23 protein-coding genes are annotated in these 20748 nt (G+C 72.2%); 7 read left to right on the top strand and 16 right to left on the bottom strand.

Features of this window, described 5'->3' with window-relative positions; all coding sequences use genetic code 11:
• Window positions 1-12: 12 nt before the first annotated feature.
• Window positions 13-1284, top strand: a complete 1272-nt coding sequence (locus A3Q37_RS09175; protein ID WP_065480583.1) for an MFS transporter — start codon at window positions 13-15, stop codon at window positions 1282-1284.
• Here the strand turns inward: A3Q37_RS09175 and A3Q37_RS09180 are convergent.
• Window positions 1270-2445 (bottom strand): hypothetical protein, encoded by a 1176-nt coding sequence (locus tag A3Q37_RS09180; protein WP_065480586.1) that lies wholly within the window; start codon window positions 2443-2445, stop codon window positions 1270-1272. The genes A3Q37_RS09175 and A3Q37_RS09180 overlap by 15 nt on opposite strands.
• The gene (locus A3Q37_RS09185) at window positions 2442-3449 is read right to left on the bottom strand and encodes a 5-dehydro-4-deoxyglucarate dehydratase (protein ID WP_065480592.1); all 1008 of its coding nucleotides are present in this window, start codon (window positions 3447-3449) and stop codon (window positions 2442-2444) included. Before A3Q37_RS09185 ends, A3Q37_RS09180 begins: the two co-directional genes overlap by 4 nt.
• A gap of 210 nt (window positions 3450-3659) precedes the next feature.
• On the opposite strand from A3Q37_RS09185, the gene A3Q37_RS09190 reads away from it, so the two are divergent.
• The 3 genes from A3Q37_RS09190 (at window position 3660) to A3Q37_RS09200 (ending at window position 6094) form a co-directional block, all read left to right on the top strand.
• Window positions 3660-4472, top strand: a complete 813-nt coding sequence (locus A3Q37_RS09190; protein WP_065480595.1) for an NAD(P)-dependent oxidoreductase — start codon at window positions 3660-3662, stop codon at window positions 4470-4472.
• Window positions 4473-4569: 97 nt separating this feature from the next.
• Window positions 4570-4791, top strand: coding sequence for a hypothetical protein (locus tag A3Q37_RS09195; protein ID WP_065480602.1), 222 nt, complete (start codon window positions 4570-4572; stop codon window positions 4789-4791).
• Between the two features lie 85 nt (window positions 4792-4876).
• Window positions 4877-6094, top strand: a complete 1218-nt coding sequence (locus tag A3Q37_RS09200; RefSeq protein ID WP_079137714.1) for a TerD family protein — start codon at window positions 4877-4879, stop codon at window positions 6092-6094.
• A 63-nt stretch (window positions 6095-6157) separates the two neighbouring features.
• Here the strand turns inward: A3Q37_RS09200 and A3Q37_RS36775 are convergent, their stop codons facing one another.
• The 4 genes from A3Q37_RS36775 to A3Q37_RS09220 form a co-directional block, all read right to left on the bottom strand.
• Window positions 6158-6388, bottom strand: coding sequence for a hypothetical protein (locus A3Q37_RS36775; protein ID WP_003969918.1), 231 nt, complete (start codon window positions 6386-6388; stop codon window positions 6158-6160).
• 238 nt (window positions 6389-6626) lie between these two features.
• Window positions 6627-8084, bottom strand: a complete 1458-nt coding sequence (locus A3Q37_RS09210; protein WP_065480606.1) for a hypothetical protein — start codon at window positions 8082-8084, stop codon at window positions 6627-6629.
• A 117-nt stretch (window positions 8085-8201) separates the two neighbouring features.
• Complete coding sequence (locus tag A3Q37_RS09215) at window positions 8202-8915, bottom strand: antibiotic biosynthesis monooxygenase (protein WP_065480608.1); 714 nt, start codon at window positions 8913-8915, stop codon at window positions 8202-8204.
• A 140-nt stretch (window positions 8916-9055) separates the two neighbouring features.
• The gene (locus tag A3Q37_RS09220; RefSeq protein ID WP_065481059.1) at window positions 9056-9715 is read right to left on the bottom strand and encodes a DUF4232 domain-containing protein; all 660 of its coding nucleotides are present in this window, start codon (window positions 9713-9715) and stop codon (window positions 9056-9058) included.
• Window positions 9716-9864: 149 nt separating this feature from the next.
• On the opposite strand from A3Q37_RS09220, the gene dapA reads away from it, so the two are divergent.
• Window positions 9865-10746: a 4-hydroxy-tetrahydrodipicolinate synthase gene (dapA, locus tag A3Q37_RS09225; protein WP_065480611.1), complete on the top strand. Its 882-nt coding sequence runs from the start codon at window positions 9865-9867 to the stop codon at window positions 10744-10746.
• A gap of 8 nt (window positions 10747-10754) precedes the next feature.
• On the opposite strand, the gene dapD is transcribed toward dapA, so the two are convergent.
• Both dapD and A3Q37_RS09235 read right to left on the bottom strand, forming a co-directional pair.
• Window positions 10755-11753, bottom strand: a complete 999-nt coding sequence (gene dapD / locus A3Q37_RS09230; RefSeq protein ID WP_065480614.1) for a 2,3,4,5-tetrahydropyridine-2,6-dicarboxylate N-succinyltransferase — start codon at window positions 11751-11753, stop codon at window positions 10755-10757.
• A 10-nt stretch (window positions 11754-11763) separates the two neighbouring features.
• Window positions 11764-13008: an MFS transporter gene (locus A3Q37_RS09235; protein ID WP_065480617.1), complete on the bottom strand. Its 1245-nt coding sequence runs from the start codon at window positions 13006-13008 to the stop codon at window positions 11764-11766.
• A 147-nt stretch (window positions 13009-13155) separates the two neighbouring features.
• Here A3Q37_RS09235 and A3Q37_RS09240 point away from each other — a divergent pair, with 147 nt between their 5' ends.
• Window positions 13156-14034 carry a winged helix-turn-helix transcriptional regulator gene (locus A3Q37_RS09240; protein ID WP_065480620.1) on the top strand — a complete coding sequence of 293 codons (879 nt, stop codon included), beginning with the start codon at window positions 13156-13158 and terminating at the stop codon, window positions 14032-14034.
• A 70-nt stretch (window positions 14035-14104) separates the two neighbouring features.
• Here the strand turns inward: A3Q37_RS09240 and A3Q37_RS09245 are convergent, their stop codons facing one another.
• On the bottom strand, window positions 14105-14674 hold the full coding sequence (locus A3Q37_RS09245; RefSeq protein ID WP_065480623.1) for a TetR/AcrR family transcriptional regulator: 570 nt from the start codon (window positions 14672-14674) through the stop codon (window positions 14105-14107).
• On the bottom strand, window positions 14674-15000 hold the full coding sequence (locus A3Q37_RS09250) for a multidrug efflux SMR transporter (RefSeq protein ID WP_065480626.1): 327 nt from the start codon (window positions 14998-15000) through the stop codon (window positions 14674-14676). Before A3Q37_RS09250 ends, A3Q37_RS09245 begins: the two co-directional genes overlap by 1 nt.
• A gap of 288 nt (window positions 15001-15288) precedes the next feature.
• Here A3Q37_RS09250 and A3Q37_RS09255 point away from each other — a divergent pair, with 288 nt between their 5' ends.
• Window positions 15289-16269 (top strand): hypothetical protein, encoded by a 981-nt coding sequence (locus A3Q37_RS09255; protein ID WP_065480629.1) that lies wholly within the window; start codon window positions 15289-15291, stop codon window positions 16267-16269.
• An 81-nt stretch (window positions 16270-16350) separates the two neighbouring features.
• Here the strand turns inward: A3Q37_RS09255 and A3Q37_RS09260 are convergent, their stop codons facing one another.
• From A3Q37_RS09260 to sufD, 6 genes are read right to left on the bottom strand one after another with little or no spacing between them, the layout of a single operon-like run.
• On the bottom strand, window positions 16351-16689 hold the full coding sequence (locus A3Q37_RS09260; protein ID WP_003969897.1) for a metal-sulfur cluster assembly factor: 339 nt from the start codon (window positions 16687-16689) through the stop codon (window positions 16351-16353).
• Window positions 16686-17141, bottom strand: a complete 456-nt coding sequence (sufU, locus tag A3Q37_RS09265; RefSeq protein ID WP_010061311.1) for a Fe-S cluster assembly sulfur transfer protein SufU — start codon at window positions 17139-17141, stop codon at window positions 16686-16688. The genes A3Q37_RS09260 and sufU overlap by 4 nt, the downstream gene beginning before the upstream one ends.
• A gap of 10 nt (window positions 17142-17151) precedes the next feature.
• Window positions 17152-18420, bottom strand: coding sequence for a cysteine desulfurase (locus A3Q37_RS09270; RefSeq protein WP_065480633.1), 1269 nt, complete (start codon window positions 18418-18420; stop codon window positions 17152-17154).
• Window positions 18417-19181, bottom strand: a complete 765-nt coding sequence (gene sufC / locus A3Q37_RS09275) for a Fe-S cluster assembly ATPase SufC (RefSeq protein WP_006123660.1) — start codon at window positions 19179-19181, stop codon at window positions 18417-18419. The genes A3Q37_RS09270 and sufC overlap by 4 nt, the downstream gene beginning before the upstream one ends.
• 7 nt (window positions 19182-19188) lie before the next feature.
• Window positions 19189-19506, bottom strand: a complete 318-nt coding sequence (locus tag A3Q37_RS09280) for a bifunctional 3-phenylpropionate/cinnamic acid dioxygenase ferredoxin subunit (protein WP_010061308.1) — start codon at window positions 19504-19506, stop codon at window positions 19189-19191.
• On the bottom strand, window positions 19506-20687 hold the full coding sequence (sufD, locus tag A3Q37_RS09285; protein WP_029182346.1) for a Fe-S cluster assembly protein SufD: 1182 nt from the start codon (window positions 20685-20687) through the stop codon (window positions 19506-19508). Before sufD ends, A3Q37_RS09280 begins: the two co-directional genes overlap by 1 nt.
• Window positions 20688-20748 lie beyond the last annotated feature (61 nt).

Consider the following 20748-nt stretch of genomic DNA (forward strand, 5'->3'; position numbering starts at 1 on the left):
GACGGCGGTGGCATGGGTGGCGGTTCGGCGGTGGTGAGGGTGCTGCGGGACCGGACGGCGGGGCGCTGTCTCGCGGGGGTGGTCGTCTCCGGATTCGGTATGTCGGCGATGTGGCTCACGGCGGGGATCTGGGTCAAGTCGCTGACCGGGTCGAACAGTCTGGCGGCGCTGACGGTGTTCGCGATGTGGGCCCCGGTGCTGGCCGGCCCGGCGCTCGGCGCGCTCGCGGACCGGATGGACCGGAAGGTGCTGCTGGTCCGGGGCAATCTGGTGACGGCCTGTCTGCTGCTCCCGCTGGTGCTGGTGGACTCGGGCCGCACCGTCTGGCTGCTCTTCGCGGTGCTGGTGCTCCACGGGGCGAGCGGCGTCGTGCTCGACGCGGCGGAGTCGGCGCTCGTCGCGGGGACCGTGCCCGCCTCGCTGCTGGCGGATTTCAACGGGCTGCGGATGACGGCCAACGAGGGCATGAAGCTGGTCGCGCCGCTGGCGGGCGCGGGGCTGTACGTGCGGTTCGGCGGCCCGGCCGTGGCCCTGCTGGCGGCGGCGACCTGCGCGCTGGCAGCCCTGGTCTTCGCCCGGCTGCCGGTGAGGGGCCCGCTTCGGGCCCCGGTCCCTGCGGGTTCGTGGCGCGATGAACTCGCCGCCGGGCTGCGGCGGATCCGCGCCTCGGCCGTGCTGCGGCCGCTGGTGACGGCGGGGGCGGCGACGATGTTCCTGGCGGGGGTGAACGGGGCGGTGACCTTCGCGTACGTCGACGAGGTGCTCGGCCGGGCCCCGGCGTACGCGGGCGTGCTGTATGCGGTGCAGGGCGCGGGTTCGGTGGCGGTGGGGCTGCTGGCGGGACCGCTGCTGCGCCGGGTGCCCGAGCGGGTGTTCGCGGCGGGCGGGATCGCGTTGTTCGCGCTGGGGGCCGGGGCGCGGACGGTGGAGCCGGACGCGGTGGCGCTGGGGGCGAGCGCGGCGATCGGGTTCGGCCTGCCGTGCGTGCTGATCGCGGCGATGACGGCGGTGCAGCGGGAGACGCCGGACGCGGTGCTGGGTCGTACGGCGGCGACGGCGGGCTCCCTGATGACGGCGCCCAACGCGGTGGCCCTGGCCCTGGGGGCGGGGCTGGTGGCAGTGGTGGACGTACAGGTGCTGACGGCGGTGGCCGGGGCAGCGGGGGTGCTGGCCGCGGTGGTGCTGGGGGCGGGTGCGCGACGACAGCGCGACGCCCCGGGAGCCACGGCACCCGCGCCGACATCGGGTGAGCCGGGGGCCGACCCCGCCTCACCCCAGCCGTGACAGTGCCGCAGCGACCGCCTCCAGGTCCGGGCCGGAGGCCAGCCCCGCGTGATACAGGCGCAGTTGGTCCGCGCCGAGCGAGGCGGCGTGGGCGGCATCGTGCTCCAGGGTGCGCGGGCTGCCGCCCATCCCGGTGACGATCCCGAAGTTCGCGGCACGTACCCCGCCCCGCCCGGCGAACGGCCCGAGGACCGCCTCCCGTACGGCGTCGGACCCGGTGCAGGGCAGCACCACCCCGTCGGCCACGGCGAGGATGTGGTCCGGTTCGACGCCGACGTTGGCTCCCGTGCGGTACGGGACGGGGTCGGCGTGCAGCAGCACCTGGAAGCCGGGCGGGGCCGCCGCCCGTACGGCTGCGACGGCCGACTCCTGCACCGTACGAGCCACCAGGCCGCGCCATCGCAGGGTCGCGTCCGCGTACCCGGGCCCGAGCAGCCGCACGATGCCGTCGCGGCCGGACTCCGGGGAGCCGCCGCCGGACCAGGCCGGCTCCAGGGCCCTGCGTACGGCGGTGGACAGCGCCTCCGGATCGGCGCCGGCCTCCCCGTACCCCTCGCGGCACACCGCGCAGAAGCACAGCGACATCAGATACTGCGCCGCGTCGCCGAGGCCGACGCCCGCGACCTTGTCGTGGGCGTGCAGATGGGCGAAGCCGTACCAGCCGCAGGACTCCAGTTCGGTGCCGCGCGTGCCGGGCCGGGCGGCGGCCTCCGCCGCGAGGTCCACGAGGTAGTCGCGCACGGCGGGGCGGGCGACGCAGGGGGCCCAGGGGTAGCGGTCGCCGTAGGCGTTGACCACCGAGGTGTCCGGGCGTTCCGCGCCGAGCCGGGAACTGTGCGCGAGGACCACCCAGCTGTGCACCTCCAGACCCGCGGCGGCCAGCGCCTCGGCGGCCTCCCCGTACGGATCGTCGCCGGGCGTCCAGCTCTGGCGGTACGGGGCGAGGGCCCGGCCCGCCCAGCGGTCCGGGTCCGGCGGGTAGAGGACGGCGGCGTGCTCGGCGGTCACGACGCGGTGGGCGGGGTGGCGGGGGGTCAGGGCCCGGGTGGAGTGGTAGGCGGAGGCCAGGGTGACCTGCCGGACGCCGAGATCCGCGATCCGGGCGGCGGCGTCCGGGTCCCCGACGACGTCCCAGGGGTAGAGGAAAACGCCGGCCTTCACGCCGGGCCTCCCGGAGCGGCGTGCCGGTCGGCGGCGCGCCCCCCAGTGGCGCGCCCCTCGGCGGCGTACTCCTCCAGCAGGGCGCGGCCGCTCGCGATGATCTCGATGAGGTCCTTGACGTGTGCGGCGGACGGTTCGGTGAGCGGGGTGCGGACCTCGCCGACGTCCAGTCCCTGGAGCCGGACACCGGCCTTGACCAGGGAGACGGCGTATCCGCGGCCCTGGGCGCGCAGTTCAACGAGCGGCCGGTAGAAGTGGTCGAGCAGCGCGTCGGCCAGGGCGTCGTCGCCGGTGTCCAGGGCCCGGTGGAAGGCGAGCGCGATGTCCGGGGCGAACGCGAAGACGGCGGAGGAGTAGAGGGTGACGCCGATGCCCCGGTAGGCGAGACCGGTGAGTTCGGCGGTGGGCAGTCCGTTGAAGTAGAGGAAGTCGCCGTCGGGCCGGTGGGTGCGGACCGCGCTGACGATGCGCTGCATGAGGTCGAGGTCGCCGAGGCCGTCCTTGAGCCCGATGACGCCGGGCGTGCGGGCGAGGGCGACGACGGTTTCCGGGGTGAAGACGGCGTTGTCCCGCTGGTAGACGATCGTCTCCAGGCCGGTGGCCGCCGCGAGGGCCGCGTAGTGGTTCAGCAGCCCTTCCTGGTCGGCGACGACGAGGTAGGGCGGCATGGCGAGGAGCCCGTCCGCTCCGGCCTCCTCGGCGGCACGCGCGTACTGGACGGCGAGGGCCGTGCCGTAGCCGGCCCCGGCGACGACCGGGATCCGTCCGGCCGTCTCCTCGACGGCGGCGGCGACCGCGAGGCGGAACTCCTCGATGGTCAGCGCATGGAACTCGCCGGTGCCGCAGCAGGCGAAGACCGCGGCGGCGCCGGCGTCGATCCCGGCCCGCACATGGGCGCGGAAGACATCGAGGTCGACGGTGCCGTCCGGCCCGAACGCGGTCACGGGGAAGAAGAGCGGCCCGGCGACTTCACGGAGCCGGGCGGCAAGGGGGGCTGAGGTCACGGGCGCTCCCTGAGCAGATTCAGGCGTGCACAATTCTGTACGGCGTCCATATTTCTGAACTCCGTAACGCTAAGACAGCTATCAAGGGCAGGTCAAGGCGGACGCAGACCCTTGACGCACCACTCCCCTCTCCCTAGCTTTTCCACGGATGTGAATGTCAGCCAGGATTGCGCACAGCACGCCTCGCGTACGCCCCGAGGAGACCTCCGTATGACCGCTCCCCGCAGTACCGTCCTGCTCACCGGCGCCGCAGGCGGCCTCGGCACCCTGATGCGGGGGCTGCTGCCCGCGTACGGATACGACCTGCGGCTCTTCGACCTGGTCCCGGTGGCGGGCGAGCCCGGGGCGATCACCGCCGACCTGAACGACCGGGAGGCGCTGCGCGAGGCCGTACGCGGCGTGGACGCGGTGATCCATCTGGCGGGCATCTCGCTGGAGTCCACGTTCGACAAGATCCTCCGCGCCAACATCCAGGGCACATACCACCTCTACGAGGCGGCCCGCGAGGAGGGCGTCCGGCGGATCGTGTCCGCCTCCTCCAACCACGTCATCGGCCACACCCCGCGCCCGGCCGCCGGTGATCCACTGATCCCGCTGGACACACCACGCCGCCCGGACACCTTCTACGGGCTCTCGAAGTGCTTCGGCGAGGATCTGGCCCAGCTCTACTGGGACCAGCACGGTGTGGAGACGGTCTCGGTGCGGATCGGGTCCTGCTTCCCGGAGCCCACGTCGGTGCGGATGCTGTCGGTCTGGATGAGCCCGGCTGACGGCGCCCGGCTGTTCCACGCGGCCCTCACCGCCGAGGGCGTCGGCCACACCGTCGTCTACGGCTCCTCCGCCAACACGCGCCTGTGGTGGGATCTGGCCCCGGCGCGGGCGCTGGGCTACCGGCCGCTGGACGACTCCGAGCCGTACGCGGCGAAGCTCGTCGCCGACCAGGGCGAACTGGACCCGGACAATCCGGCGCACGCCCACGTGGGCGGCCACTTCGTGACGGACCCGCCGATCTGGCCGCACTGAGCAGCCCGGGAGCGGCGGGGCCGACGGGCGGCCAGAAGAGCGGGGCCGGCGGAAATGCGGGCGACGGGAGGGCATCCGGACGGGCAGGATATCGGCCATGCCGAGACCTACCGGATTCCAGTACGAACAGCACGGCGACCAGAGCGTCACCATCACCCACCACGGCAGGCCCGCGGGCACGCTGCGGGGCGGCCGGGCGGAGAAGTTCCTGGCCGAGGTGGTCTCGGGGGACGCCCAGCTGGTGATGGCGCGCTGGACCGGCGCGTACAAGCACGGCAACGAGCGCACGGCCCGCAACCACCCGCGCAACCGCCGCTGAGGCACTTCCGGACGGCCGAAAGGCATCTGGTCGAAGGCCGCGAAGGTAAGGGAACGGCAAAGCCGGGTCGTTCGTTACCCCGGGCATGACCGCAATGACCCCCGGCTCGAACCTTCCCCTCTCCGCCGCCCGCGTGGCGGTGGACGTCGCCGCTCCGGTGCGGCTCGACGTCTCGGGCCTGCTGCTCACCGCCGACGGCAAGGTGCGCTCCGACGACGACTTCATCTTCTACAACCAGCCCTCGGGCCCCGGCGTGACCTACCGCGCCGGCGGGGGCTCGGCGCCCGACGCGATCGTGGTGGACACCGCCGCCGTGCCGCCGGGCATCGAGAAGATCGTCGTCACCGCGAGCCCGGACGCCGCGGGCCAGACCTTCCAGGGCATCGAGCCCACCGCCACCGTGCGCAACGCGGACGACGGCAGCGCGATCGCCACTTTCACCCCGCCGCAGCTGAGCGCCGAGACGGCGCTCGTGGTCATCGAGATCTATCTGCGCAACGGCGCCTGGAAGGCCCGCGCGGTCGGCCAGGGTTACGCGAACGGGCTGGCCGGGATCGCCACGGACTTCGGCGTCTCGGTCGAGGAGCCCGCGGCCCCGGCCGCCCCACCGGTTCCGGCGGCCCCCGCTCCGCCCGCCCCGGTCGCCGCCCCCGTCGACCCGAGGATCGCGCCGCCCGCGCCGCCCGCTCCCCCGGCCGCCCCGCCCGCTCCCGCCGCCGGCTCCGGCAAGATCAACCTGGACAAGGGCCGGGTCAGCCTCCGGAAGAACCAGACCGTGTCCCTCGTCAAGGGCGGCGCACCGCTGCTCTCGCGGGTCAGGATGGGCCTGGGCTGGGAGCCCGCGTTCCGCGGCAAGGACATCGACCTGGACGCGTCGGTGATCGCCTACGGCCCCAACCGCAACCACCTGGACAGCTGCTACTTCGGCAAGCTGGCCATCCTGAACGGGGCGATCAAGCACTCCGGCGACAACCTCACCGGTGAGGGCGAGGGCGACGACGAGACGATCGTCGTGGACCTGGGCCGGATCCCCGCCGAGGCGACGGGCCTGGTCTTCACGGTGAACTCGTTCACCGGCCAGAAGTTCAACGAGGTCGCCAAGGCCTACTGCCGGCTGATCGACGACGCCTCCGGCGAGGAGCTGGTCCGCTTCGACCTCACCGGCGCCGAGCCGCAGACCGGCGTGATGATGGCCAAGCTGATCAAGCAGTTCACCGGCGAGTGGGAGATGACCGCGATGGGCGAGTTCGTGAAGTCACGCACCGTACGCGGCATGGTGAAGCCCGCCGCCCAGGCGCTCTAGACACATCCGGGGCACCTGAACCGCTGCGGTTCAGGTGCCCCGGATCCGGAGAAGACGGGCGTCTCAGAGCTTGGTGAGCTTGGAGTAGGGGCTCAGGATCCTCCCCTGTCGCCCCGAGAAGTCGATGAGGACCGCGTCGTTGTCGCCCTCGACAGCAAGAATCCTGCCGAGTCCGAACTGGTCGTGCGACACCCTGTCGCCCACATCGAAGCATTCGACCGGTGGGGCCTCCTGGGCCGGGCGGTTGAAGGGACTGGACGGCAGGTGACGCCGGGAACCGGCTGACTGTTTCATCAAGTCGAGTATGCGCCCTGTAAAGGCGCGACGCCATGCCCGTCTGCCGCTCGACTCCCAGACGTACCGCATTCGTGACCCGCGCCGACCGGCGCCGGGCAGCGCTTTCCCGGGCCTCCGGCGCCGGAACCACACGGAACGGGGCACCGGAAAAGCACCCCGAACGTGTGGCGTTTCACCCACCGACATCTGCTGTGCAAGAGCAGCGCTCAGCGAAAGAGCTGGGCTCTCGCCTCCCTCAGCCGCCCGCGCGCGACCGGGCCTTGAACGCCGCCTTGCGGGCGTCCTTGGCGGCCTTCTTGTCGCTGTGGAGGCGGCCCATGGCCTCCAGGACATCGGCGGTGGCCGGGTGGTCGACGCGCCAGACCTCGTCGAAGAAGCCGCTGTGCTGGGCGGAGAGGCCCTCGACCAGGCCCTGGAGCTCGTCCAGCTCGCCGTCCGCGTCCAGGTGGGCGGCGATGGTGTCGATGGCCAGCCAGAAGATCATGTCCTCGGGCGGGGCGGGCACGTCGGCGGCGCCGCGCTCCGCGAGCCAGACGCGGGCGAGGCCGCCCAGTTCCCGGTCGCCGAGTACCGCGCGTACGGCGGGCTCCGCCTCGGGGCCGGCCAGGGCGAGGGCCTGCTGGCAGTGGAGGCGGCGCAGCGGTCCGCCCTCGTCCGTGCCGCGCGCGGCGGCCAGCAGCTCGGCCGCCGCCGATACCACCCCGTCGGCGTACCCCGCGAGCCAGAGCTTGACCTCGGCGCGGGCGGCGGACTCCGGGTAGTGGGCGATGCCGTCGAGGAGGGCGTCGGCGCCCTTGCCCGCGAGGTCGCCGACGGCGGGGGCGTCCACCCCGGCCTCCAGCATCCGGGCGCGGATGCCGTACAGGCCGAGGGGGGTGAGCTTGACCATGCCGTAGCGGGTGACGTCGTCCTCGTCGGCCCCGACGGCGTCCACCGGAGCCTCGCCCTCCTCGACCATCAGCGCCTCGTCGACCGGCCGGTACTCGACGATCCCGATGGGTTCGAGGAGCCGGAACTGGTCGTCGAGGCGCATCATCGCCTCCGACACCTGCTCCAGGATGTCGTCGGTCGGCTCGCCCATGTCGTCGGGGACGATCATCGACGCGGCGAGGGCGGGCAGCGGGACCGGGCCTTCGCCCGCGCCGTTGTCCGCGAGGGTGAGGAGGTAGAGGTTGCCGAGGACGCCGTCGAGGAATTCCGCCTCGGCCTCCGGGTCCCAGTCCAGGGCGTCGAAGTCGATCGAGCCGTCCTCGCCGACGAGGTCCGTGAAGTCGTCCAGGACGGGCGCGGTGGCGTCGGCGTGCACGGCGTCCAGGCCGTCGAGCCAGATGGACAGGACGTCGTGCGGGGAGCCGCCGGTGATCAGGGCCAGGTTCTCGCCCGCGGAGACGGTGCCCTCGTCGCCCTCCTCCTCGGGGTCGGTGACGTCGAGGAGGCCGGTGTCCACAGCGAGCCGCCAGGCCTCGCTGGCGTACGCGGCACCGTCGTCGTCGGCCGGGAGCCCGAGATGCTCGGCGGCGGCGGGCAGTTGCGCCTCGACGAGTTCGCCGCCCGCGCCGACACGGGTGTCGGGGCCGGCCCACCGGGCGAGCCTGACGGCCCGGACGAACAGCGGAGCGGCGAGCGCGTCCCGCGCCAGTTCGGCCTCGGAGTTGAGCCGCACCGGCGGCAGGGAGGGGCGCTCTGCGGACATCGGGGGTTCTCCTCGGTGCGTGCTCGGGAGCATACGGAGTGCGTACGCGGTTCAGCCGCCCAAGCCTAGACGCAATTCACCGCATGCCGCCCACGGCTTCGGCGGCTTGCCCTCCCCTTACACGCCCGTTCCCGGTTCCATGCTGAGGGCGGGGGTGTAGCGGTGCACGCCGCCGCCGGTCATGCCCGGGTACTTCTGGACGCGTTCCCAGAGTGGGGACGGGGATCCGATGCCCTCACCGGGTGCGGCGAGAGCCGCGATGTGGTGCTCGGCGCTCTCCCACTCGGCGTAGTTGAGGACCCGGGTGCCGTCGGTGCCGACATGGAAGTGCGCGGCGATGCCGCCGTCGGGGAGACCGCCGTCGTGTGCGTGCGCCTCGAACACGCTGTCCACCCAGTCGCGTTGGCGCGCCGCGTCGGGCCCGTCGAACTCGACGTCGACGATGACGACGCAGCCGGTCTCCCGGGTGTCGCCCTCACCCCGCAGCGTGGAACGGTAGAGCTCGTACGTGTGCAGCCCGACGCGTTCGATCCCGGGGACGGCCGCGTCGATCTCGGCGATACGGGCGTCGCGCTCCTCCCGTACGAAGTCCTGGAAGGCCTGTTCACCGGTCCACTGGGAGTAGTGCAGCAGGGTCGCCCCGTCCTCCCCGGCGTAGACGCTGTAGGAGAGCAGCCCGGGATGCGGCCACGGCCGGCTCCCCCAGGCCTTCCGGATCGCGTCGACGGCCTCCTGCTGCCGCTGCGGCGTCCCGACGTTCCAGGCACTGGCCTTGGCGATCCCGGCATCGGTGCGGGCCGGGTCGGGGCGGTCGGTGAAGTGCGTGGTCATGACGGTGTTTCCCCTCTTCCCGCGCACCGGCCGGTGCGCGTGACCACCACGGTCACACCTCAATCCCGGTTGAGGTCAAGGCCGTTCCGCCGAATGCCACCGAACTCCGTTCGCCCATGTCCCCACGATCGCCCCCGGCGTCAGCCGCCGAGTTCCGTGCGCCAGGCCGTGGTGTTGAGTTCGTCCATCAGCCGGATGTCGTGGCCCTCCAGCGGGAAGATCCGTACCGGGAGGCCGGGGGCGGCGGAGATGGCCAGGGCGTCGCCCTCGATGAGGTCGCCCCCCTCGGGGGTGGAGACCCAGGCGAGGATCGACTTCACGGTGAGGCCGGGGTCCAGCAGAAGCTTCTTCGGGCCCGGGTCGCTGCCGAAGTACGAGCCGTCCTCGTTGACCTTGACGGGGAGCGGGCGGCCGTCCTCGCCGAGGGCCCGGACCCAGGGGTAGCCGTCGACGGCGTAGGGCTTGCGGCCGCAGTTGGTGAGGGTGAGCACGACGGCCCGGTGCATCATCGCGGTCTCCACCGGGCCCATGTCCACCACGACCCCGGAGCGCGGGCACTTCCCGGGCGGGGCGGAGGTCGGGCCGGTCTGCGCCGGGGCGCCGTAGGAGGGCGCGTCGGCCCCCGGCGTGGGGGTCGGGGGCAGCGTCTCGGCGCGGGACGTGGAGGCGGACGGGGTGGGGTCCGGCTCCTCGCCCTCGCCGGCCGGGACCAGGAAGCCGGAGCAGCCGGTCAGCGCCATCAGCGCGGCCGCCGGCAGGGCCGCCCGGACCCGTCTCCGTACCCGTGTGCGCTCACTCATGTCGTCCACCCCTCGCCGCGGCCGGTCGTCCGCGCGTTCGATCATGTCAGAGGTACGGCGGCGGTCGCCGCACTCTTCAGCATCCCTTGCCGTTCACCACAAGGAGATCTAAGTAGACCTTTACGGTTCCGGGCGCCGAGACTTCCCCCATGACCACCACCGCACCGCGCCCCTTCGGCCGCACGCTCTGCGCCATGATCACACCCTTCACCGACGCCGGGGCCCTGGACCCGGAAGCCGCCCGCGCGCACGCCGCGCGCCTGGTGGCCGAGGGCTGCGACGGGATCGTCCTCAGCGGCACCACGGGCGAGTCCCCCACCACGACGGACGCCGAGAAATCCGCCCTGCTGCGGGCCGTCCGGGCCGAGGTCGGCGACGGGGTGCCGCTGCTCACCGGCGTCGGCGGCCCGGACACCGCGGCCACCCTGCGCCTGGCCCGGCAGGCCGAGGAGGCGGGCGCGGACGGGCTGCTGGTGGTGAGCCCGTACTACAGCCGCCCGCAGCAGACCGCCGTGGAGGCGTACTTCCTGCGGGTGGCCGAGTCCACCGGTCTGCCGCTGATGCTGTACGACATCCCCGGCCGCACCGGCGTCCGGATCGAGCCGGAGACCCTGCTGCGGCTGGCGGAGCACCCCCGGGTGGTGGCGGTGAAGGACTGCTCCTACGACCTGCTCGGCGCGACGAAGGTGCTGGCCCGCACCTCGCTCGCGTACTACTCGGGCAGCGAGGAGCTGAACCTTCCGCTGTACGCGGTGGGCGGCGCGGGCTATGTCAGTACGGTCGCGAACGTGGCGCCCGCCGCGATGCGGGCGCCGCTCGACGCGTTCGACGCGGGCCGCACCGACGAGGCCGCCCGGCTCAACGGCCTCACGGCCCGCCTCGTCGAGCTGATGATGGCGAGCGGGCTGCCCGGGACCGTCACGGCCAAGACCCTGCTGGACGCCGGACCGGTCCGGGAACCGCTACAGCCCGCCGGGCGCGAGGCGGCCAACGGGCTGCGGAAGGCGTACGAGGAACTCCTCGGGGCCTGAGAACCGGCTCAGTTGTGGGCGTGCAGGACCTCGTTCAGGCCGCCCCAGACCGCGTTGTTCGGGCGGGCCTCCACCGTGCCGGTGACCGAGTTGCGGCGGAAGAGGATGTTCGAGGCGCCGGACAGCTCGCGGGCCTTGACGACCTGGCCGTCCGGCAGCGTGACGCGCGTACCGGCGGTGACGTACAGACCGGCCTCGACGACGCACTCGTCGCCCAGCGCGATACCGACGCCCGCCTCCGCGCCGACCAGGCAGCGCTCGCCGATGATGATGCGCTCCTTGCCGCCGCCGGAGAGGGTACCCATGGTGGAGGCGCCGCCGCCGATGTCGGAGCCGTCGCCGACGACGACGCCCGCGGAGATCCGGCCCTCGACCATGGAGGTGCCGAGCGTGCCCGCGTTGAAGTTGACGAAGCCCTCGTGCATGACGGTGGTCCCGGCGGCGAGGTGCGCGCCGAGCCGGACGCGGTCGGCGTCGGCGATGCGGACGCCCTGGGGAGCGACGTAGTCCGTCATGCGCGGGAACTTGTCGACCGAGGTGACCTGGAGGTGCAGGCCCTCGGCGCGGGCGTTGAGCCGCACCCGCTCCAGGTCGTCGACGGCGACCGGGCCGAGCGAGGTCCAGGCGACGTTGGCCAGGAAGCCGAACTGCCCGTCCAGGTTCAGCCCGTGCGGCTTGACCAGGGTGTGGCTGAGCAGGTGCAGACGCAGGTAGACGTCGTGCGCGTCGAGCGGCTTGTCGTCGAGCGAGGAAATGACCGTGGAGACGGCGACGACCTCGACGCCGCGCCGGGCATCCACACCGATGGCCTTGGCGGCGCCCTCACCGAGGCGGTTGACGGCCTCGTCCGGGGTGAGCCGCGTCGTACCGGCCGGGCCGGGCTCGGGCTTGAGCTCGGGGGCGGGGAACCAGGTGTCGAGGACGGTGCCGTCACCGGCGACGGTGGCGAGGCCGGCGGCGACGGCGCCGGTGGTACGGGAAGTGGCCTGGGAAGTCGTGTCGGTCATGGACAGAAACCTAACCGGCCGGGGCCCGCTCGGGCGAACCGGTCTCAGCGTACGGCCCCTTTCCCGCCGCCCGCACCCGCTCACCGGGGCCGGGCAGCCGCCGCGCCGCCAGCACCGCTCCCCCGGCGGCCGCCGCGAGCAGGGCGCAGACCGGCCAGAGCAGAGCGGGGGCCGCCGCGTACAGAGCGGCCCCGAGCGGCGGGGCGAGCACCTGCCCGCTGATCGACGCCCCGGCGTACAGGCTCTGGAAGCGGCCCTGGGCGTGGCCCGGTGCCTGGTCGGCCACGTAGGCCGTGGCCGGGGTCTTGTAAAGGATCTCGCCGAGGGTGAGGGAGAGCATCATGGTGACGGCGAAGAGGACGCCCGCGCCGGGGATCAGTACGGCGTAGCCGAGCCCGACGAGCAGGAGTCCGGCGCCGACGAGGCCGAGCGGGGTGCGGCGGCGCAGGGCGTGGGCGGCGGGCAGTTCGAGGCAGAGGATGACGCCGCCGTTGATGGCGAGCAGCCAGCCGTACAGCTGGGTGGTGTGCCCGTGGTCGGCGAGGAAGACCGGCAGGGTCGAGTACTGCTGCCGGTAGACGACGTCGACGACCACGATCGCGACGAGCAGCACGAGGACGGCGGGCCTGGCCCGCAGTTCGCGCCAGAGCCCCGGGGCGTCCGGGTCGTGGGAGCGCACCGCGTGGGCGCTGCCGCGGGCGGGCAGGATCCGGGCGGCGTAGAGGGCGAAGAGCAGGGTGCCGAGGCCGTCGGCGACGAAGAGCCAGTCGTACGAGAAGCGGGCGGCGACCAGCGCGCCGAGCGGCGGGCCGATGGCGAAGCCGCCGTTGGCGGCGAACCGGAAGAGGGCGAAGCTCTGGCGGCGGTTTCCGCCCTCGGGCACGGAGACCGCGACGAGGGCGGCATTGGCGGCGCGGACGACACCCGCCGCGTACTGGGCGGCCGGGAGCACCGCGTACAGGGCGGCGACCGGCAGGATGGGCAGGACGACGAGCGCCGTGCCGCTCACGCAGGCGCCGGTCAGCAGGGCGCGGCGGTGGCCGAACCGGTCGCCGAACCAGCCGCCGGTGAAGTTCCCCGCGACCAGGCCGATGCCGCCGACGCCGCTGATCACTCCGGCCTGGGTGACGCTCAGACCGCGCGGCCCGACGAGGTACACGAAGAGATAGACGAAGGTGAAGCTGACGACGGCGTTGAGAAACGCCCCGAGCGCCAGCAGCCGTACCGTCCGTGGCACTCCCCGCACCATGCCCATCCCCCGCCCCCTCCGTACGACTCCTGACGACTGCTGCGTGCAGTGAGTTCCTTATTGGAACGGACTATGGCAGCATGATTCCATCGGGGTCAACCGAAAGGCCCCGGGCGGAGTGGGGCGGACGGCGGCCACAACCGGAGGAACGACATGCCCCAGCGCACGAGCCTTGCCGACGCCGACTGCTCGATCGCCCAGGCGCTCGACGTCGTGGGCGACTGGTGGACGCTGCTGATCGTGCGGGACACCGCGCGCGGGGTGCACCGGTTCGACGCGCTCCAGCGGGAGTTGGGCGTCTCGCGCAAGGTGCTGACCGAGCGGCTGCGGCTGCTGGTCGACGCCGGTGTGCTGACGCGGGAGCCGTATCAGGACCGTCCGGTCCGGTACGAGTACCGCCTCACCCCGCGCGGCCGGGCCCTGCTGCCCGTGCTGATCGCGCTCCAGGACTGGGGCGACACCTGGGTGCTGGGAGAAGGGGAGACGATGGCGACGACGACGGAGGCCTCGCAGGAGGCGGCCCGGGTGCGGGCGCTCACGGGGACGCGGCTGCCGGAGCTGTTGCTGCCGGGGGACGACGGCCGGCTCCGCGACCCGGTCGCCGACACCCCGTACACCGTCCTGTACTGCTTCCCCAGCGCCTACGCCACCCGCGACGCCTATCCGCCGGGCTGGGCGGGGATCCCGGGGGCGAGCGGCTGCACCCTCGAATCGTGCACGTACCGCGACCAGCTGGCCGAGTTCACGGCGGCGGGCGCGACGGTGCACGGGGTGTCCGCGCAGCGCCCGGACGAGCAGCGCGCGTTCGCGGAGAAGGAGGGGCTGCGCTTCCCGCTGCTCTCGGACGCGGACCTGGCCCTGACGGCGGCGCTGCGGCTGCCGACGTTCCGGGCGGCGGGCGTGAGCAGGCTCAAGCGGCTGACGCTGGTGGTGGACCGGGAGCGGACGATCCGCGAGGTGCTGTACCCGATCACGGACATCGGGGCGAGCGTGCGGGAGGCGCTGGAAGCGGTGCGCCGGGGGACGGACTGAGCGGAGGCGTTCCGAACGCGGTCAGGCACCGTCGCCCGCGGAGCGGAACCGGGCCGGTCCGACCCGCCGGTCAGGCGCCCCCGCCCGCCACGATCCGTTCCAGCATCACGCGCGTGTACGGCGCGTCGAACGTGCCCCCGGTCAGCAGGACCTGGAGGCAGACGCCGTCCATCAGCGCCACGAGGGCCCGCGCGGTCTCCTCATCGGTGCGCCGGGACAGCAGCGCGACGGCCTCCTCGGTCCACTCGGCCGCGACGGGGCGCAGCGCGGGGCGGCGCAGGGCCGCGAGGTACAGCTCGTACTCCAGCTCGATCGCCCCGCGTTCGCCCGCGAACCACCGGTCGAGCAGCCGGGTCAGCTCCGCCGCGAGGTCCGCCTCCGGCTCGTCCCCGTCAGTCTCCGTACCGTCGAAGACTCCGCTGGAGCGCAGCGCCTGGACGAAGTTCTCGTTGCAGCGGCGCAGGGCGGCGACGAGGAGTTCGTCGAGCGAGGCGAAGTGGTACGTGGTCGAGCCGAGCGGCACGTCGGCCGCGGCGGCCACGGTGCGGTGGCTGAGCCCGGCTATGCCGTCGGCCGCGATCACGGCCAGCGCCGCGTCGATGATCCGCGTCCGCCGCCCGGGGTCGTACCGGCGGGCCATCAGTGGGCCCCTCCCAGATTGAGGACGACGACCCCGGCGACGATCAGGGCGATGCCCGCGATCTTGACCAGGCTGCTGGACTCCCCGAGGAAGATGATCCCGATGAGGGCGACGGCCGCGGTGCCGACGCCGGCCCAGATGGCGTACGCGGTGCCCACGGAGAGCGTCTTGAGGGTCTGGGCGAGCAGGGTGAAGGCGATGAGGTAGCCCACCACGGTGCCGAGCGAGGGCCAGAGCCGGGTGAAGCCCTCGCTGTACTTCATGGCCGTCGTCCCGGCCACCTCCGCCGCGATGGCGCCGGCGAGCAGTCCGTATGCGTATCCCATGTGTACGACTGTACCCAACGTTACGTACGGCCGTACATATCATCGGCCCGCGTCGGGGGCGCTACGGTGTGCCGACTGAACGAACGGCCCGGCCGACCGGGCCGACGACTCGACGGAGACGCAGTGGCGCAGGACGCAGGGTGGGGCGGTGGCCCGTACGGGGGCGCGCCCCACGGTGGGGGGCCCTTCCACGGGGGCGCGCAGGGACCGGGCGGCGGCTGGCACGGCGGATGGGCCGCACCGCCCAAGCCCGGGGTGATACCCCTGGCGCCGCTGAGGATCTCGGACATGCTCAGCGGCGCCTTCTCGACGCTCGGCCGGTACTGGAAGCCGCTGATCGGCATGGCGCTGACGCTGTTCGGCGCGGCGACGCTCGTGATGATCCTCGCGCTGGTGGTGGCGGCCTCCGCCGTCGCGACCCAGTGGGACGAGCTGACGTCCCCGGGGTCTCCGGACGCGGCGCAACTGGTCCCGCTGGGCGTCGCGTTCGGTGTGCTGATGGTCCTCGGCATGATCACCTATCTGCTGGCGTCGGCCGTGGTGCAGGCGGCGGTGCCCGTCGTGCTCCAGGAGGCCGTCCTGGGCCGCCCGATCCGCTTCGGGGAGGTCTGGAAGCGGGCGTGGGCGCGGGTCTGGTCGATCATCGGCACGGTGTTCCTGACCGGGCTGATCATGATCGTCCCGCTGGCGCTCTTCCTGGCCGGTTTCGCCGGGCTGATGATCTACGCGATCTCGCTGGGCGACGAGGACGGCATGGTGCCGCTGATCGTCGTCGGGCTCATCGGCGCGCTGCTCATCGGCCCGTTCGCGGTCTGGCTCTGGGTGCGGTTCTCACTGGCCCCGACGGTCGTGGTCTTCGAGCACCAGCGCCCGGTCGCGGCCCTGCGCCGCTCGGCCCAGCTGGTGCGCGGCACCTGGTGGCGGGTCTTCGGCGTCGGGCTGCTCGCCTACGTACTCGCGTCCATGATCGGCTACCTGATCCAGATGCCGTTCCAGATGGTCGGCATGGTCCCCGGCCTGTTCGAACCCGAGGACATGGGCGCCGACCCGACCGGCGGGGAGCTCATCGCCCTGTTCGGCGGTCTGCTCCTGCTGTCGTTCCTCAGCCAGCTGATCGCCCAGCTGTTCACGGCGATCTTCCCGCCGCTGGTGGTCGGCCTGCTCTACGTCGACCTCCGCATGCGTTCGGAGAACCTGGGCCCGGTCCTGGCCGAGGCGGCGGGAGCGACGCTGCCCGAGCAGTACGGGCCGCCACCCGCCCACGTCTGACGACCCGCCGCACGGGAAACGGCCGTGCCCGCCAGGATTCCTGGCGGGCACGGCCGTTCATCGCTCTCCGGGAGCGCGGGATCAGACGTTGAACCCCAGCGCGCGGAGCTGCTCGCGTCCGTCGTCGGTGATCTTGTCCGGGCCCCACGGCGGCATCCAGACCCAGTTGATCCGGAGCTCGTTGACGATGCCGTCCGTGGCGGACTTCGCCTGGTCCTCGATGACGTCGGTCAGCGGGCAGGCCGCGGACGTCAGGGTCATGTCGAGGGTGGCGATGTTGGCGTCGTCGACGTGGATGCCGTAGATCAGGCCCAGGTTGACGACGTCGATGCCCAGCTCGGGGTCGACGACGTCGTACAGCGCCTCGCGGACCTCCTCCTCGGAGGCCGGCTTCATGGTCGCGGTCTCGTTGTCGCTCATGCGGTCTTCCCTTCGGACAGCGCCTTGGCCGTCGCGTCCTTCCACGCCATCCAGCTCAGCAGCGCGCACTTGACCCGGGCGGGGTACTTCGAGACGCCGGCGAACGCGACGGCGTCCTCCAGCACCTCCTCCATCGCGTCGTCCGGCTCCAGCTGGCCCTTGGACTGCATCAGCTCCAGGAAGGCGTCCTGGATCTTCTGCGCCTGGGACAGCTCCTTGCCGACGAGCAGCTCGTTCAGCACGGAGGCGGAGGCCTGGCTGATGGAGCAGCCCTGGCCCTCGTAGCTCACGTCGGCGATGGTCTCGCCGTCGTACTTCACGCGGAGCGTGATCTCGTCGCCGCACGTCGGGTTGACGTGGTGCACCTCGGCGTCGCCGTCCCGCAGGCCGCGCCCGTGGGGGTGCTTGTAGTGGTCCAGGATCACTTCCTGGTACATCGAATCAAGCTTCACCGTTACGCCCTCAGCCGAAGAAGTTCCGTACGTGCTCCAGGCCGTCCACCAAGGCGTCGACCTCGGCGGGCGTGGAGTACAGATAGAACGACGCTCGCGTCGTCGCGGGAATTCCGTACCGCAGGCAGACCGGGCGGGCGCAGTGGTGGCCGACCCGGACGGCGACGCCCTGCTCGTCGAGGACCTGGCCCACGTCGTGCGGGTGGATGTCGCCGAGCGTGAAGGAGATCGCCGCACCGCGGTCCTCGGCCGTCGTCGGACCGATGATCCGCAGGTCGGGGACCTCCAGCAGACGCTTCAGCGCGTACTCGGTGATCGCCTTCTCGTGCTGGTGGATCTTCTCCATGCCGATCGAGGTGAGGTAGTCCACGGCCGCGCCGAGGCCGACGGCCTGGGCGATCGGGGGCGTACCGGCCTCGAACTTGTGCGGCGCGGGGGCGTACGTCGACGAGTGCATCGACACGGTCTCGATCATCTCGCCGCCGCCGAGGAACGGAGGCAGGTCCTCCAGGAGCTCCTGCCGTCCCCACAGCACGCCGATGCCGGTCGGGCCGACCATCTTGTGGCCGGTGAAGGCCACGAAGTCCGCCTGGAGCGCCTGCACGTCGAGCACCATGTGCGGGGCCGCCTGCGAGGCGTCGATGCATACCAGCGCGCCGACCTGCTGGGCGCGGCGGATGATCCGCTCGACCGGGTTGACCGTGCCCATGATGTTGGAGACCAGCGTGAAGGAGACGATCTTCGTCTTCTCGGTGATGATCTCGTCGATGTTCGACAGGTCGAGCCGGCCGTCGTCGGTGATGCCGAACCACTTCAGCTTCGCGCCGGTGCGCTGCGCGAGCAGCTGCCACGGCACGATGTTGGAGTGGTGCTCCATCTCCGTGGTGACGATCTCCGTGTCGCGGTCCACCCGATAGGGCTCGTCCGCCCAGCCGAGCATGTTCGCCACGAGGTTCAGCGACTCCGAGGCGTTCTTCGTGAAGATCACCTCGTCACGGCTGGGTGCGTTGATGAAGGCGGCGACCTTGTCGCGGGCGCCCTCGTACAGCGCGGTGGCCTCCTCGGCGATCGTGTAGACGCCGCGGTGCACGTTCGCGTTGTGGCGTTCGTAGTACGCGTTCAGCGCGTCGAGGACCTGGCGCGGCTTCTGCGAGGTCGCCGCGGAGTCCAGGTACACGACCTTCTTGCCGTCGTGGACCGTGCGGTCCAGGAGCGGGAAGTCCTTGCGGATCGCCTCGGTGTCGAGGAGGCCGGAGAGCCCCTGTCGGGCGTCAGTCACGCGGAAGCGCCACCCTTCGTGTAGGCCTCGTAGCCCTCGTTCTCCAGCTGGTCGGCCAGCTCGGCGCCGCCGGAGGCCGCGATCCGGCCGTTGGCGAAGACGTGGACGAAGTCGGGCTGGATGTACTTGAGGATGCGGGTGTAGTGCGTGATCAGCAGGGTGCCGACCTCGCCGGTCGCGCGGACCCGGTTGACGCCCTCGGAGACGGTCTTGAGCGCGTCGACGTCCAGGCCGGAGTCGGTCTCGTCGAGGACGGCGATCTTCGGCTTGAGGAGCTCCAGCTGAAGGATCTCGTGGCGCTTCTTCTCACCGCCGGAGAAGCCCTCGTTGACGTTGCGCTCGGCGAAGGCCGGGTCCATCTGGAGCTCGGCCATCGTCTCCTTGACCTCCTTGACCCAGGTACGCAGCTTGGGGGCCTCGCCGCGGATGGCGGTGGCGGAGGTGCGCAGGAAGTTGGAGACCGAGACACCGGGGATCTCGACGGGGTACTGCATGGCGAGGAACAGGCCGGCGCGGGCCCGCTCGTCGACGGACATCTCCAGGACGTCCTCGCCGTCCAGGGTGACCGAACCGCCGGTGATCGTGTACTTGGGGTGACCCGCGAGCGAGTACGCGAGGGTGGACTTGCCGGACCCGTTGGGGCCCATGATGGCGTGGGTCTCGCCCTGCTTCACGGTCAGGTCGACGCCCTTGAGGATCTCCTTCGTGGCGTTGTCGGCCTCGACGGTGACGTGCAGGTCGCGGATTTCAAGCGTTGCCATGGGTGACTCAGGACTCCTGGGTGACGGAGACGAGCACATCGTCCCCTTCGATCTTTACGGGGTATACGGGGACGGGGCGCGTCGCGGGAAGGCCGGACGGCTTGCCGGTGCGGAGGTCGAACGCGGATCCGTGCAGCCAGCACTCGATCGCGCAGTCCTCCACCTCGCCCTCCGAGAGGGAGACGTTCGCGTGCGAGCAGATGTCGTTGATCGCGAACACCTCGCCCTCGGTGCGGACGACGGAGACGGGTGTGCCGTCGAGCTCCACCCGCTTGGGGGTGTCGTCCTCCAGCTCACTCAGCGCACAGGCCTTGACGAAGGACATCAGACGGACGCCTTCAGCTCGGCCTCGATCTTCTCGATGAGCCGCTCCTCGACGTCCGGCAGGCCGATCTGCTGGACCAGCTCGGCGAAGAAGCCGCGCACGACGAGGCGGCGGGCCTCCTCGGCCGGGATACCGCGGGACTGGAGGTAGAAGAGCTGCTCGTCGTCGAAGCGGCCGGTCGCCGAGGCGTGGCCGGCGCCGACGATCTCGCCGGTCTCGATCTCCAGGTTGGGCACGGAGTCGACCCGGGCGCCGTCGGTGAGGACGAGGTTCCGGTTCATCTCGTAGGTGTCGGTGCCCTCGGCCGCGGCCTGGATGAGGACGTCGCCGATCCAGACGGCGTGCGCGCCGTCGCCCTGGAGGGCGCCCTTGTACACCGCGTTGGACTTGCAGTGCGGGGTGTTGTGGTCGACCAGGAGGCGGTGCTCCTGGTGCTGGCCCTTGTCGGTGAAGTACAGACCGAAGAGCTCCGCCTCGCCGCCGGTGGCCGCATAGGCGACCCGGGGGTGCAGGCGGACGACGTCGCCGCCGAAGGTGACGACGATCGACTTGAAGGAGGCGTCCCGGCCGACCAGCGCGTTGTGCTGGCCGACGTGGACGGCCGTGTCGTCCCAGTCCTGGACGGAGACGACGGTCAGCTTGGCGCCGTCACCGAGGACGTAGTCGACGTTGGCGGCGAGCACCGCGTCACCGGTGTGGTCGATGACGACGACGGCCTCGGCGAAGGCGCCCAGCTCGATGAGCTGGTGGCCGAAGGCGGTGCCGCCCTCGCCGTGCACGGCGATCCGGATCGGCTCGGTGAGCACGGCTTCCTTGGCGACCGTGACGACCGAGGCCTGCTCGAAGGAGCTGTACGCCTGGGCGGCGACCCGGTCCACGGGGGTGCCGGCCTTGCCGAGCCGGGAGTCGTCCCGGCCGACGGTCTCGACGGTGACACCCTCGGGGGCCTCGATGGCGACCTTCACGCCGCTGCCGGTGGCGACCGCGGTGCCGTCGTGCAGTCCGCGCAGGCGCTCCAGCGGCGTGAAGCGCCACTCCTCCTCGCGGCCGTGCGGGACGGGGAAGTCCGCGACGTCGAAGGACGGGGGCGCGCTCATGCGCGTGGCGACGGTCGACTCGGCGGCGACCGCGATGGAGCCGGCGGTGGTGGAGCCCACCGGAGTGTTCTGAGCCTCAGCCATGGCTGTCGTAGTGCTCGCTTTCTCAGTCAAGAAGGGGGGTGGTTCGGTGGGGGCGGGGGCG

The sequence above is a fragment of the Streptomyces sp. PTY087I2 genome (genome assembly GCF_001687325.1).
Classification (GTDB): Bacteria; Actinomycetota; Actinomycetes; order Streptomycetales; family Streptomycetaceae; genus Streptomyces.

Bases quoted from the DNA above. Each gene is read 5' to 3' on its own strand.
- A3Q37_RS09175 (WP_065480583.1), top strand. From the start codon at position 13: ATGGGTGGCGGTTCGGCGGTGGTGAGGGTGCTGCGGGACCGGACGGCG.
- A3Q37_RS09190 (WP_065480595.1), top strand. From the start codon at position 3,660: ATGACCGCTCCCCGCAGTACCGTCCTGCTCACCGGCGCCGCAGGCGGC.
- A3Q37_RS09195 (WP_065480602.1), top strand. From the start codon at position 4,570: ATGCCGAGACCTACCGGATTCCAGTACGAACAGCACGGCGACCAGAGC.
- A3Q37_RS09200 (WP_079137714.1), top strand. From the start codon at position 4,877: ATGACCGCAATGACCCCCGGCTCGAACCTTCCCCTCTCCGCCGCCCGC.
- A3Q37_RS36775 (WP_003969918.1), bottom strand. From the start codon at position 6,388: ATGAAACAGTCAGCCGGTTCCCGGCGTCACCTGCCGTCCAGTCCCTTC.
- A3Q37_RS09210 (WP_065480606.1), bottom strand. From the start codon at position 8,084: ATGTCCGCAGAGCGCCCCTCCCTGCCGCCGGTGCGGCTCAACTCCGAG.
- A3Q37_RS09215 (WP_065480608.1), bottom strand. From the start codon at position 8,915: ATGACCACGCACTTCACCGACCGCCCCGACCCGGCCCGCACCGATGCC.
- A3Q37_RS09220 (WP_065481059.1), bottom strand. From the start codon at position 9,715: ATGAGTGAGCGCACACGGGTACGGAGACGGGTCCGGGCGGCCCTGCCG.
- dapA (WP_065480611.1), top strand. From the start codon at position 9,865: ATGACCACCACCGCACCGCGCCCCTTCGGCCGCACGCTCTGCGCCATG.
- dapD (WP_065480614.1), bottom strand. From the start codon at position 11,753: ATGACCGACACGACTTCCCAGGCCACTTCCCGTACCACCGGCGCCGTC.
- A3Q37_RS09235 (WP_065480617.1), bottom strand. From the start codon at position 13,008: ATGGGCATGGTGCGGGGAGTGCCACGGACGGTACGGCTGCTGGCGCTC.
- A3Q37_RS09240 (WP_065480620.1), top strand. From the start codon at position 13,156: ATGCCCCAGCGCACGAGCCTTGCCGACGCCGACTGCTCGATCGCCCAG.
- A3Q37_RS09245 (WP_065480623.1), bottom strand. From the start codon at position 14,674: ATGGCCCGCCGGTACGACCCCGGGCGGCGGACGCGGATCATCGACGCG.
- A3Q37_RS09250 (WP_065480626.1), bottom strand. From the start codon at position 15,000: ATGGGATACGCATACGGACTGCTCGCCGGCGCCATCGCGGCGGAGGTG.
- A3Q37_RS09255 (WP_065480629.1), top strand. From the start codon at position 15,289: ATGCTCAGCGGCGCCTTCTCGACGCTCGGCCGGTACTGGAAGCCGCTG.
- A3Q37_RS09260 (WP_003969897.1), bottom strand. From the start codon at position 16,689: ATGAGCGACAACGAGACCGCGACCATGAAGCCGGCCTCCGAGGAGGAG.
- sufC (WP_006123660.1), bottom strand. From the start codon at position 19,181: ATGGCAACGCTTGAAATCCGCGACCTGCACGTCACCGTCGAGGCCGAC.
- A3Q37_RS09280 (WP_010061308.1), bottom strand. From the start codon at position 19,506: ATGTCCTTCGTCAAGGCCTGTGCGCTGAGTGAGCTGGAGGACGACACC.
- sufD (WP_029182346.1), bottom strand. From the start codon at position 20,687: ATGGCTGAGGCTCAGAACACTCCGGTGGGCTCCACCACCGCCGGCTCC.